The sequence below is a fragment of the Clostridia bacterium genome, from assembly GCA_028698525.1.
Classification (GTDB): domain Bacteria; phylum Bacillota; class Clostridia; order JAQVDB01; family JAQVDB01; genus JAQVDB01.
This window is the reverse complement of the sequence record JAQVDB010000033.1, coordinates 15,327-27,405: the sequence shown is the minus strand read 5'-3', so window position 1 is coordinate 27,405 and position 12,079 is coordinate 15,327. Positions and strand designations below refer to the sequence as shown.

Genomic DNA, 12,079 nt, shown 5'->3' with positions numbered 1-12,079 from the left:
GTATATGTCTCCCATCTGCAATCACTTCAACAGTCAGTTCATCAAGGCTTAACCCTGCCTCTACTACTCCTGCTTGGCAATAAAAATCTCTGCTCCTTACACTAGAAGTACTGTTATATATATGAGTTATATGACTAAAGCCATTGTCTACACCTTCTATTGCCTGATCATATGTTGCATCAGTATGAGCCATGGATACCAAAATATTTTTAGAACTCAAATATTTAGCCATCTCCAGGCTACCTTTTAATTCTGGAGCGGCAGATACACGCTTTATCATTCCGGGATATTTTTTAATTATAGATACATATTCATCTCTTACAGGATTCCTTATATACTTAGGATCTTGGGCTCCTTTTTCTTTTGGCGAAAAATACGGTCCTTCTAAATGCACGCCTAGTATCTTAGCCCCATCATAATCGTTGTCTATGGCAATCCTTATATTATCCAATGCATTGAACAAATCCTTGTCAGAACAGGTAAGAGTAGTAGCAAGCAGAGAAGTAGTGCCGTTTTGTGCATGCAGTTTCAATATGTCTTTTATTGCATCCTGACTGCCATCCAAAAAATCCGAATTAGCACCACCATGCACATGAATGTCAATAAATCCCGGCGATATATATTTCCCCTTAACATCTATAACCTGATAATCCTGTCCATAGCTGATATTGTTATCTCCAGAGAATATATCCTTAATATATTTCCCTTCCACTACTACTCCGCCATTATCGATCAACTTATTCGCAAGGATAACCTTGCCATTCTTTAGAACATATCTTCCCATCTAATCACCCTCATATCTAAATTGGTTAAACTAGATATCTTTGCTAGTCTTTTGGGCTCTATCTTTAAAATCAAGTATTTCATCTTTCCCATCCAGCACACCTATTTCTATCTCTATCTGTTTTACCTCATCTGGGTTTATATATGGCAAAATACCCTTTTCCCTTAGGTTGGCTCTACATTCACATTCAGTATTACATGGTTCTATCGCTGCTACATAGTCAACATATCTATTGAGTTTCCATTGGTTAAGATATGGCAATCCCTCTGTTTTAAACTTTATATATAGGCCTAAACCATCACACAAAATATCATTTACTACCGCAGCATATGCATATCCATCATCGTCACATGCCATGGTATGTAAAAAGTTCTGCTCTCCTATATCTTTGTCAGGTAAATAATACTCTTTATATTTTTTGATTTGTGATTTTGAAAAATCATCATATGGTTCTATATGTTTAGTAGATATAATAAATTCCGCATTTTCATCCAGTAGTGGAAAACCAGCATTTATATGGTATAGAACTGTTAAAGGAGCAGGAATTGAGCCAAAATTTTCAATCGTATCTTTTATTAGAAAGGATTTTTTCCCTATAGAAGTTTCTATAACCCTGGTCATCCTCACTTTATCTCCACCTAAAATGCTTTCTTCCACAACACCTGACAGGCGAATTACATATTCATCATCCAACCATTTAGAATTGTCGCAAAAATTTCTTGCAGGTATACTATTATATCTGCCATGAATGCCTAAATCGACTCCTTGGTCTATACATGGTTGCCCAAAATATGTTAAACCACAGGTAGTTAACAATCCGGCAAAAAACGTCCTGAGCCATTCTGTGCCTACTGCATTATAAAAAGCTGGATTCATCTCTCCATTAGGTGTCTGATAAACCAAATTTACACCTCTATACGATGCAAGAGATATATCCATTCCCCTATCGGGCAAAACTGTGAAGTGAAAACCTGAACCGGTATTTATATCTATAGCTCTTGTGCCTTTAGCGCTTCCTTCCAAAAGCTCGTAGTGCCTAGTTCCTCCAATCTGATGCATATTACCACACTTTCGGGACAACTCTTTTTTTGAATAGGATTTATTAAATAATTTCATAATATCCTCCTTGAGTAAAAAAGTTAATTTCAAGCGAGCATATTGTGCTCGCTTGAAAAACATATTTAAGGCAATATTGGTTTTATTCCGGTCATTTCACAAAAATCTATCAGGGGTTGATACAGGTCTTCCCCATATCCTAGGCATGCATATTCATTGGTCCAGTGCTCAAGAAGCTTATCGATGTCACAATGAGCTTTTACAAACCCATGAGGCCAGAAAGGTATTCCACATTCTTGTCTTCTCTGCTCTATCTGGTCAGCAGGCGGTTCAAATATAGAACATCTGGTTATCACCATCTGGAATTCGCCATTCACTCTCCCTAGTCTTGCCAGCACCCCTTCGCCTGCCTTGCATACTAACTCAACTGATAGGCCTCCTGCCTCGCCTTCCGTTGGAATTCCGTGCTTTCCAAATCCTGCAGGTCCTATTTTGCTAGCTAGTGATGGCGGTATTGCTCCATCTCCTATTATTTTAATTTCATTATTCTCTTTATCTATATTCTGAAGATCACCGTAGTATACTCTTTCTTTGCTCAGTTTCGTCAATAATAGCACTGTAAGTGCAGTATTCATATCTCCCAATGTGGATGTGCCGTATCCGTCTTCCAACATCATGCTCTGTGCAAAGCAGGTGGCTGCATAGTCGTCTCCCAAACCGGGGAAGGATTGTATCGAATAAAAGTCAAAGCCTTCTTCTTCTACTATCTCTTTGAGTGCAAGGTATAGTCTTACTGAACGCTCGTTAGCTTCAGTCTTTTCCGGCAGTTTATCAAACAGCTCCATAAACCTCGGTTCCATGGCTTTTATTTTGTCCTGGGATATGCTTTCCGCTCTTTTTATCAGTTTTGTGGTATCTCTGGTATCTATATCTATTCCAAACATCCTCATCCACTGTGAAGGGTCTGCCACCCCACATGTCTGACCCATACCCCTGCCGCCAAATACGCCTACAGTGGACATATTTAGGAAATTTTTAAGGTGTGCTGCTTTGCAAAAGCTGACTACTTTGTCTACTTCTTTAGCATCGTCTGCTGAACCGTATACAAATTTGTGTTGGATGCCTACTTCTAATAACGCGCCATGCATCACGAGGCCGCCTACAGGCCTCCAGCCTTGGGAGCCTGGATTTGTCCATATCAAAACTCCTTTGCCGGTAGCTGCAAAGTCTCTCACTGCTGCAATCAAATGAGCTGCCCAAACCCAGGTAGCTGTAAATAATATTACACAATCTACATTGTCATCATGTTTCATTTTTCCCAATGCTTCTTTGGCTTCCTGTTTTGTGGCAACTATCACGTCATGCTCCACAAGGTCAACTCCCCGTTCCTTTAGTGCTTTCTTGGACTTTTGGATAATAGAATCATCAATAAACAGATCGCCGCTAGGATCTTTTAACCCATCCTTATGCACTCCATATACTATAAATCCAGCAGTTGGTGTGATCATAAATTTATACACTCCTTTTATTTATTAAACTTTATTAAGTAATTCTACATTTGTTTATAAATTCCTTCTTTTTTACATCATTTTGTTTGAAATATATTCCTGCTATTTGCGTGCCTTATCCCAACCGCTACTGCCCCTAGCACATTAGCCTTTTCATCTAGTTCTGACAGACTTATCTCAGGAACATATGGAACATGGGCATTCATTGTTTGTATTATCCTGTCATTATATCTTTCAAATATCGCTTTACCGATTCTACCGGATAAAACTATAATTTCCGGATTAATCAATGAAACAATATTAACAAGGGTCATCGAAATATATATAACGATATCATTCACAATGTTAAAGGCAAAAGCATCATCTTGATCTGTTCTATTTAGAATTTCTTCTACCGTCCTAACCTCTCCTCCATATACATTTGAAATGTTTTTCCCTATTGCAGCACCTGATACCAATTCCTCCAAAGAACCTGCATCTTTAAAATACTTTCTCAAGAAATGCTTATCTACCGTCATATATCCAATTTCTCCCGCAGCATTCTTGAATCCACGGTATAATTCACCATTTAAAATCAAACCAGCTCCTATGCCCACTCCATAAGTTATATAAACTATATCTTTGTAACCTCTTGCAGCTCCTTTCCATTTTTCACCGATAGCTCCAAAATTCACGCTGTTATCTATTATTATTTCTGTGGGAAATTCTTTAGATATTCTGTCCTCTATATCTATCTCTTTCCAACCTTCTATAAAAGGAGCTAGCAAGTTTTTTTCCTGTTGCTCATCCCGTATTCCGGGGATACCTATACATATACACATAATATCCTTGACAGGTATATTGCTCATTTCAACTATTTCATTTATCGCGTCACACACTTTGTCTATTATATGTTCTCCTTCTATTTCTGTACTCCAATCTATTTTTATACTTTTTATAACTTCTCCTGATAAGTTGCTGCTCATTACTCTCAACCTGCTTCTACCTATATCAACCCCTATAACATATCCTTTGTTTGGATTAAATGCTAGCAAAGTTGATTTTCTCCCTAAATAATTATTTCCTTCTCCTACTTCCTCTATCAATCCATGATCTAATAATATCCTTACATTTGAAGATATTGCTGGAAAGCTCATGTTAAGTCTCCTGGATATCTGAGCTCTGGATAAAGGTCCTGATTTTCTTAAAAGCTGAAGAATAGCATTTTTATTCATATTTGCTATGACTTCTGGTTTTCCCGTTTTCATAGTATCTCCTCGGTCTTTCTTTGGTTAGTAAAGTTTATTAACTATAGTATATTATTCTGCATTCATTTGTAAAGTCCTTTTATTCATTTTTAATAAAACACCACCTCAATCGGTGGTGTTCTGCACAATTTCTGTATATAATTCTTTTATCTTTTTCCCAGTAGAAGGATGAACTGCATTAGGTGCAATTTCATTTAGACATTCAAGCACAAAAAGTCTATGATGCATTCTAGGGTGGGGGATAACCAGATTTTCCTCATCTATCACGAGATCATCATACATCAATATATCGATATCTATTGTTCTAGGTCCCCATTTTACAGTCCTCATTCTTTTCAGTTTTTTCTCTATGTTCATGCATATCTTCAATATTCTGCTAGGTGATAACTGAGTGGATATTTTTAATGCACAGTTTAAAAATTTATCTTGAGCAACATACCCTACAGGATCAGTCTCTATATATTTCGAAATTATATCTACCTGTACATCTTCAGTCTCCTCTAACAGCCTTATCGCATTATTTAAATTTTTTTCTCTGTCCCCCATATTAGAACCTAGACTAAGATAAACCGTTGACATTTTCATCTCTCCCTATGTATACTTATGCAGACGTAGTTTAAAATACACCCTACGGGTGCCCAAGGTTTTTTAACCTCTACTTTTACACTGTTAATAATTCGATATTTTTTTAATAGATATCTGGCCACTTCTTCAGCCAGAGTTTCAATTAAATTATATGATTTAGAAATGCAAATAGACTTAATATCCTGAATCACCTCTGCATAATTGATAGTATCCGATATGTCATCCGATATTCCAGCTTTCTTAAGGTCAACATACATCTTCAAAGATATTGAAAATTTCTGGCCCAGTTTCTTTTCTTCTTCGTTTACACCGTGATAAGCATATATCTCTAAATCCTTGATCGATATTGAATCCAAATCAACACCTTCTTACCATAGCATCAGTCATATCAACTAACCTTTTAACCTGTTTTACATCGTGAACCCGCACAATATCTGCACCTTTTGTTATGCCTACACAAACCGTTGCCAAAGTGCCTTCTAACCTCTGATCTACAGGAACATCCAATGTCTTCCCTATAAATGATTTCCTTGAAGTACCCAACAACAAAGGATAATCTAGCTTACACAGCTCCTCAAACCTTCTCATTATCATAATATTTTGTTTCCAGTCCTTACCGAACCCTATCCCTGGATCTAGTATTATATTCTCTGGATCTATCCCTGCCGAAAAAGCTATATCAAGGCTTTCTCTTATACCGTTAACTATTTCATATATTACATCTTGGTGATGGTATATTTTACTGTCATGCATTATACATACTGGCACCCGATATTGAGCAACTATTTCTGCCATATCCTTATCCTCTTTAAGACCTGACACATCATTTATCATGTGAGCCCCTTGTTCTAAGGCAAGTCTAGCAACTTCAGCCTTGTATGTATCAACAGAAATGGGAATATCAATTGCTTTTACCAATTTTTCAACTACCGGAATTACTCTTCTTACTTCCTGACACAAATCTACTCTACTAGAATTAGGCCTTGTAGACTCGCCACCTATATCAATTATATCTGCCCCATCCTTTACCATATTTAAAGCATGTTCTACCGCCTTATCCAAATCTATATACTTTCCTCCATCTGAAAACGAATCTGGCGTCACGTTCAAAATACCCATTATATATGTACGTTTTCCCATCTCTAATTTAGAATTTCCAATTTTAATTACACGTTTTATACAAGACATGACTTTCCTCCTAATAAACAAGCCTATAATCGCTTATATCTTTATCCTTAAAACGGTTGCATTCATTGATAGCCTGGCAATCAATACAATTTCTAGCGAACTTATCGCTTCTGCATAAAAGCACGCTTAAATAAGTATTTTGCACCCCATCTTTTCTATGTTCTTTGATAGCTTTTTCTATCATATGTCTTTGATCTCTGTTAAACCCACATTCCTTCAAGATATCTTCTGATAGCTCTGCGCTAGCAGATGCATGATCAACATCCTGCTCATACTCTTTCCATCTCCCAATATCATGCAACAATCCGGCAGCATAAATAATCTCTTTATCTATCTGCATATTATTTTCTATTGATAATATATAGGCGATGCGAGCAACATTCAAATGATGGTCAATACCATGTTTGCAAAATTTCCTGTCTCTTTCATATTGCTCATTCTTTTGCAGGTATTCCCAGTATCTGTGATTCTTTAAAATATTGTTAACTTTTTCCATGACATCTCTACCCCTTTATCAATGTAAATGCTTCCTGTCTGGAAGCCATGTTTCTTCTATATAATCCCCGTATAGCTGATGTTATAGTTCTTGAACCCGGCTTTTTAATACCCCTCATAGTCATACACATATGTTCAGCTTCAATGACCACAACAACTCCTTGAGCATCAAGGTTTTCCATCACAAGATCAGCCACCTGATTTGTCAACCGTTCTTGCAGCTGTGGACGCTTTGCGACTGTATCCACCGCTCTTGCTAATTTGCTCAGTCCTGTAATTCTACCCTTTTTAGGTATATAAGCGATATGTGCTTTGCCATAGAAAGGCAAAAAATGATGTTCACACATAGAATAAATAGGAATATCTTTGACCAGCACCATTTCATCATACTGTTCTTCAGTAAAATAAACCTGCAAATATTGTCCGGCATCTTGTTCTAGTCCGCTAAATATTTCTTGGTACATCCTGGCTACTCTGTCAGGCGTTTTTTTCAGACCCTCCCTTTCAGGATCCTCGCCTATAGCCTCGATTATCATAGTTACGGCTTTTTTAATTTTCTCCCCATCAAACAATTAAATTACATCCCTTTCAAATACCTTTACTTCGACATTATAACTCATTTATTTTATTTTTTCTAGTTTTTTTATTGTTCCACACGCATATTAGTATGCTTTTTAATACTAAAGTACTATACAAATAGTACTGTAAAATTATACAACAATGTCATTTTTTCTATTATAATGTAGAAAGAAGAAAGGTTATAAATTTTTTTAGCCTTCATCCTTTCTTAATACCCCTTGAGTTTTAAAATAAAATTCCAAACCCCATGAAAATAGGTGACCAGGGTCACCTATTTTCGTTTAATCGCTCCCTTATCTTTTCTATTTCAAAATATACTCTCTCTAAATCTATTTTTTTAAATTGTCTATTTTCCATCAATATCCCGCCATCAACTATTACAGTATGGACGTCAGAAGCCTGAGCCGAATATACTATATTTGACACTATGTTGTTTCTAGGATACATATGAGGCGAATTCATATCAATTAAAATTATATCCGCCTTCCAACCTTCTTTTATACGCCCTGACCTTTCAAATCCTAGTGCAGCTGCTCCATTTATAGTAACCATATTTAATGCAGTTTTTGCATCAATTGCAGTTGGATCACCACATAATACTTTGTTTACCAGAGAAGCTATATGCATTTCTTCAAACATATTTAAATTATTATTGCTAGCTGCACTGTCTGTACCTAGACATATATTGATGCCTTTTTCCATAAATTTATTTACAGGTGCAAATCCACTGGATAATTTAAAATTGCTGGATGGATTATAAACCACGTTCGCCTTGCTGTTTTTAAGTATATCAATATCATGGTCTGATACATTTACACAATGTGCCGCTATAGTATCTGATGCAAAAATCCCGGAATCCAGAGCATACCGGATAGGAGATCTTCCAAATTCCTGAATACTTTCCCTAACTTCTTTTTCTGTTTCTGATAAATGAATATGTATTTTACATCCTAATTTACATGCTGTATCAGCAATTCTGTTCAAATATGGCATGCTACATGTATAGGGTGCATGTGGTCCTAATGCTATTTTTAGCCTGCCATTTGAAACGCTATCATATTCTCTGAACAGGATTTCGTTTTCCTTTAAACGCAGTTCTCCCTTTCCGTCATTATCCTGAAGTCCTCTAGCAAGCAATGCACGTACACCTGTTTGTTGCACCGCTTTAGCTACATCTTCCATAAAAAAATACATGTCTGCAAAGCATGTGGTCCCTGACATGATCATTTCAGCGATGCTGAGCATGCAAGACCAGTATATATCCTTTCCGTTCAACATATCTTCAGCAGGCCAGATAATTTTTGTAAGCCAATCCCATAGAGGCATATCATCACCAAAACTTCTCAGTATAGACATCCCAGTATGGGTATGGGCATTGACCAGCCCTGGCATAACAACCATATCTTTTCCCTCTATTACATGGGCTGCTGTGCTCTCTTTTTGAGGCTTGCTTGCCACATATGCTATGTGATCGCCTATAATTCCTACTTCTCCACATTCTATTATGCCTATATCATCATTAGTTATAATTATTGCATTCCTTATAAGGATATCATATTCGTATTTAGGCATATTTTCCTCCCCAACCATTTATATACTCAATTTGTCCCGGGTCTAGATAGTCTATCTCTACCCCAAGAGATGCCAATTTCATCTCTGCTACCCTTTTATCTATTTCATCCGGTACTTTATATAATACATTTTTTAGGCCTTGACCATTTTTAACTATATATTCAGCACAAAGTGCCTGCAATGCAAAACTCATATCCATAATCTCAGCTGGGTGTCCGTCTCCTGCTGCCAGATTCACCAATCTGCCTTCAGCTAACAGGTTAATAATTCTACCATCCTTCATCACATACCCTGTTATATTGTCCCTCATTTCTCTTTTCTCAACACAACAGGTCTCCAGGTCATCCACCGATATCTCTACGTTAAAATGGCCTGCATTTGCAAGTATAGCGCCATCTTTCATATTATCAAAATGCCTGGCAGTTATCACCTGGTTACAGCCTGTGACAGTTATAAATATATCCCCTTGTTTGGCAGCTTTGTCCATACTCATGACTCTATATCCATCCATAAAGGCTTCAAGTGCTTTTATAGGATCCACCTCACATACTATTACATTTGCTCCTAATCCTTTAGCCTTCAGGGCTACACCCTTGCCACACCATCCATAGCCTGCTACTACTACTGTTTTCCCTGCTACAATCAAATTTGTAGTCCTCATTATGCCATCCCACACCGATTGGCCTGTACCATACCTATTATCAAACAAGTATTTACAATAAGCATCATTTACTGCCATCATGGGAAAGTTCAAACCTTCTCCCCTTTGGCGCGCTTTTAACCGCATGACTCCGGTAGTAGTCTCCTCACACCCGCCCATAACGTGGTCAGCCAAGTCTTTTCTTTCCCCGTGAAGCATGTGTACCAAATCGCCGCCATCATCTATAACTATATGGGGTTTGCACTCTAATGTATAATTCAAATGTTCTATATATTCTTTTTCAGAAGCACCGTACCATGCAAACACATTTATACCATGTTGTACAAGAGCTGCGGCAATATCATCCTGGGTGGAAAGAGGATTGCTCCCTGTTATATAAACTTGAGCACCACCTGCCGCAAGAACCTGGGCTAAGTATGCGGTTTTTGCCTCTAGATGTATAGAAACAGATACTTTTAAATCTTTTAATGGTTTGTGTTTGGAAAACTCATCTTTTATCCCATTGAGCAAAGGCATATGTCTTTTTACCCAATCAATTTTACGCTTTCCTTTTGCTGCTAGACTTTGGTCTCTTATAATGCTTCTACTCATAATCTATATCCTCCATATCGTACAATTTTTCCATCCTTATTCTTTTGTTATTCATCTATAAATTATAACATATATTAAAAAAAGCAAAACAGGCGAGAATTATCCTTCGCCTGTTCTTTTAATAGTCAATAGACTCTCATTTCATTATACCCTTTAGATATTCCCTGAAATCCTCCTTAAGGTCATCTCTTTTCAGTGCGAATCCAACAGTGGCTTCTAAAAAGCCCAGTTTGTTACCTACATCATACCTCTTTCCCTCAAAATCATAGCAATACATGGGTTCTCTTTGGGCAAGGACTTTCAAAGCATCGGTAAGCTGGATCTCCCCCCCAGCCCCTGGCTTTGTAGTCTCTAAAATATCAAATACGGAAGGAGTTATTATGTATCTACCTAAAATAGCAATATTAGAAGGTGCTTCTTCTCTTTTAGGCTTTTCAACCAAATCCTTTACATCATACAATCTTTCTTTTACATGATTTCCCTTTACAATACCGTATTTCTCTACTTGTCCTTCCGGTACCTTTTGCACTCCAAGTATGGTAGTCTTATATTCGTCATATACATCTATCAACTGCTTTAAACAAGGAACATCTGAATCTACTACATCGTCGCCTAAAAGCACTGCAAAAGGCTGATCTCCTATGAATGATTTAGCGCAATAGATAGCATGTCCCAATCCTTTTGGTTCCTTTTGCCTTATGTAATGTATATTTGCTAGGCTTGAAATATCCTGGACGATATCCAGAAGATCCTCCTTACCTTTTTGTTTTAGCGACAGCTCCAGTTCAACAGACTTATCAAAATGATCCTCTATTGCCCTTTTATTTCTCCCTGTTATTATGAGTATGTCCTCTATGCCTGATTTAATAGCCTCCTCTACAATATACTGTATAGTCGGTTTATCAACTATAGGAAGCATTTCTTTGGGTTGAGCTTTTGTAGCAGGCAAAAATCTTGTGCCTAATCCTGCTGCTGGTATAATAGCTTTTGTTACTTTCATTCTCCCATATCCTCCCTTGATTTGTTATATAATAATTTAATTTATTTCCATATTATGTCCGGCCTAAAATCCATCCCTTGATTTTCCAATTCTAAAATGGCCCTCTTTACTGTTTCTGAAATAAATATGTCATACACCCTAACTCTATCTAATCCGCCTTCAAGGCCTGCCGGAAATTTGATTTTGCCGGAGATCAAATTAGTATTGAAAAGAGATATCAATTGCACACTCACGGCACTACACAGGTCTTTAAACCTGAGTTCGTGAAATTTACCATCTATCTTTAAACTATTATAATACATTTTGTAAACCATTTCCATCAATGATACGCTTTTCACGTTCTCTTCAACGGCTAAATAACTCAATATAGAAGCACTGCCTCTAGATATATTCATTATCATATATTTAATATGTTCTATATCTTCTCTGGAACCATAGTCCAATTTTTCTACTATGTCATCTTTTTCACTTATTTTGAAGGCGATCTCTGTGCTGGTATTATATGCTCCGTTGAATATAATTTTATTCTTTCCAATCTCTATCCTTTTTATAAGATATAGTTTCTTCTTCAGGAAGTGCTCTACCCATTTCCAATTGAATATAATTACTATAGCTACCAATGATGTTAAAAGACCTAATGGCTGTAGCATCAACGATATTATACTTTTAAATATATAGTCTATATTATCAAACAAAATCAAAATAAATTCATTAGCACCTACATGAATTAAATATTCTAAAAAGGAATACATAGTTATCAAAAGCAAAGTAAAAAAAGTAGCTTTGGTTGCTGACTTCATAGGTTTTCGCCTT

13 protein-coding genes are annotated in these 12,079 nt (G+C 36.8%); all 13 read right to left on the bottom strand.

All coding sequences use genetic code 11. From position 1 onward, the window contains the following. Window positions 1-784, bottom strand: a 784-nt coding sequence (locus PHP06_06465; GenBank protein ID MDD3840201.1) for an amidohydrolase family protein, incomplete at its 3' end; no start/stop codon positions are given. Between the two features lie 30 nt (window positions 785-814). Beyond that, window positions 815-1,900 carry an aldose 1-epimerase family protein gene (locus PHP06_06460; protein MDD3840200.1) on the bottom strand — a complete coding sequence of 362 codons (1,086 nt, stop codon included), beginning with the start codon at window positions 1,898-1,900 and terminating at the stop codon, window positions 815-817. A gap of 65 nt (window positions 1,901-1,965) precedes the next feature. After that, entirely contained in the window at window positions 1,966-3,348 is a 1,383-nt protein-coding gene (locus tag PHP06_06455) for a hypothetical protein (GenBank protein ID MDD3840199.1), read from the bottom strand. Window positions 3,349-3,425: 77 nt separating this feature from the next. Further along, window positions 3,426-4,595, bottom strand: a complete 1,170-nt coding sequence (locus PHP06_06450; GenBank protein MDD3840198.1) for an ROK family transcriptional regulator — start codon at window positions 4,593-4,595, stop codon at window positions 3,426-3,428. Between the two features lie 105 nt (window positions 4,596-4,700). Then, window positions 4,701-5,174: a 2-amino-4-hydroxy-6-hydroxymethyldihydropteridine diphosphokinase gene (folK, locus tag PHP06_06445; protein ID MDD3840197.1), complete on the bottom strand. Its 474-nt coding sequence runs from the start codon at window positions 5,172-5,174 to the stop codon at window positions 4,701-4,703. A 2-nt stretch (window positions 5,175-5,176) separates the two neighbouring features. Further along, window positions 5,177-5,536, bottom strand: coding sequence for a dihydroneopterin aldolase (gene folB, locus PHP06_06440; GenBank protein MDD3840196.1), 360 nt, complete (start codon window positions 5,534-5,536; stop codon window positions 5,177-5,179). A 1-nt stretch (window position 5,537) separates the two neighbouring features. Next, window positions 5,538-6,368, bottom strand: coding sequence for a dihydropteroate synthase (folP, locus tag PHP06_06435; protein ID MDD3840195.1), 831 nt, complete (start codon window positions 6,366-6,368; stop codon window positions 5,538-5,540). A gap of 10 nt (window positions 6,369-6,378) precedes the next feature. Then, window positions 6,379-6,864 carry an HD domain-containing protein gene (locus PHP06_06430; protein MDD3840194.1) on the bottom strand — a complete coding sequence of 162 codons (486 nt, stop codon included), beginning with the start codon at window positions 6,862-6,864 and terminating at the stop codon, window positions 6,379-6,381. 7 nt (window positions 6,865-6,871) lie between these two features. Continuing rightward, complete coding sequence (folE, locus tag PHP06_06425) at window positions 6,872-7,435, bottom strand: GTP cyclohydrolase I FolE (protein MDD3840193.1); 564 nt, start codon at window positions 7,433-7,435, stop codon at window positions 6,872-6,874. 274 nt (window positions 7,436-7,709) lie between these two features. Further along, a complete protein-coding gene (locus PHP06_06420; GenBank protein MDD3840192.1) occupies window positions 7,710-9,014 on the bottom strand; it encodes an amidohydrolase in 1,305 nt (434 codons plus the stop codon). Further along, complete coding sequence (locus PHP06_06415) at window positions 9,007-10,266, bottom strand: adenosylhomocysteinase (protein ID MDD3840191.1); 1,260 nt, start codon at window positions 10,264-10,266, stop codon at window positions 9,007-9,009. The genes PHP06_06420 and PHP06_06415 overlap by 8 nt, the downstream gene beginning before the upstream one ends. A 136-nt stretch (window positions 10,267-10,402) precedes the next feature. Next, window positions 10,403-11,266 (bottom strand): UTP--glucose-1-phosphate uridylyltransferase GalU, encoded by an 864-nt coding sequence (gene galU, locus PHP06_06410; protein MDD3840190.1) that lies wholly within the window; start codon window positions 11,264-11,266, stop codon window positions 10,403-10,405. A 41-nt stretch (window positions 11,267-11,307) separates the two neighbouring features. Continuing rightward, window positions 11,308-12,066, bottom strand: a complete 759-nt coding sequence (locus tag PHP06_06405) for a hypothetical protein (protein MDD3840189.1) — start codon at window positions 12,064-12,066, stop codon at window positions 11,308-11,310. Window positions 12,067-12,079 lie beyond the last annotated feature (13 nt).

What these genes read in the sequence shown, in the direction of transcription:
- PHP06_06460 (MDD3840200.1), bottom strand. Translation starts at nt 1,900, where the DNA reads ATGAAATTATTTAATAAATCCTATTCAAAAAAAGAGTTGTCCCGAAAG.
- PHP06_06455 (MDD3840199.1), bottom strand. Translation starts at nt 3,348, where the DNA reads ATGATCACACCAACTGCTGGATTTATAGTATATGGAGTGCATAAGGAT.
- PHP06_06450 (MDD3840198.1), bottom strand. Translation starts at nt 4,595, where the DNA reads ATGAAAACGGGAAAACCAGAAGTCATAGCAAATATGAATAAAAATGCT.
- folK (MDD3840197.1), bottom strand. Translation starts at nt 5,174, where the DNA reads ATGTCAACGGTTTATCTTAGTCTAGGTTCTAATATGGGGGACAGAGAA.
- folP (MDD3840195.1), bottom strand. Translation starts at nt 6,368, where the DNA reads ATGTCTTGTATAAAACGTGTAATTAAAATTGGAAATTCTAAATTAGAG.
- PHP06_06430 (MDD3840194.1), bottom strand. Translation starts at nt 6,864, where the DNA reads ATGGAAAAAGTTAACAATATTTTAAAGAATCACAGATACTGGGAATAC.
- PHP06_06420 (MDD3840192.1), bottom strand. Translation starts at nt 9,014, where the DNA reads ATGCCTAAATACGAATATGATATCCTTATAAGGAATGCAATAATTATA.
- PHP06_06415 (MDD3840191.1), bottom strand. Translation starts at nt 10,266, where the DNA reads ATGAGTAGAAGCATTATAAGAGACCAAAGTCTAGCAGCAAAAGGAAAG.
- galU (MDD3840190.1), bottom strand. Translation starts at nt 11,266, where the DNA reads ATGAAAGTAACAAAAGCTATTATACCAGCAGCAGGATTAGGCACAAGA.
- PHP06_06405 (MDD3840189.1), bottom strand. Translation starts at nt 12,066, where the DNA reads ATGAAGTCAGCAACCAAAGCTACTTTTTTTACTTTGCTTTTGATAACT.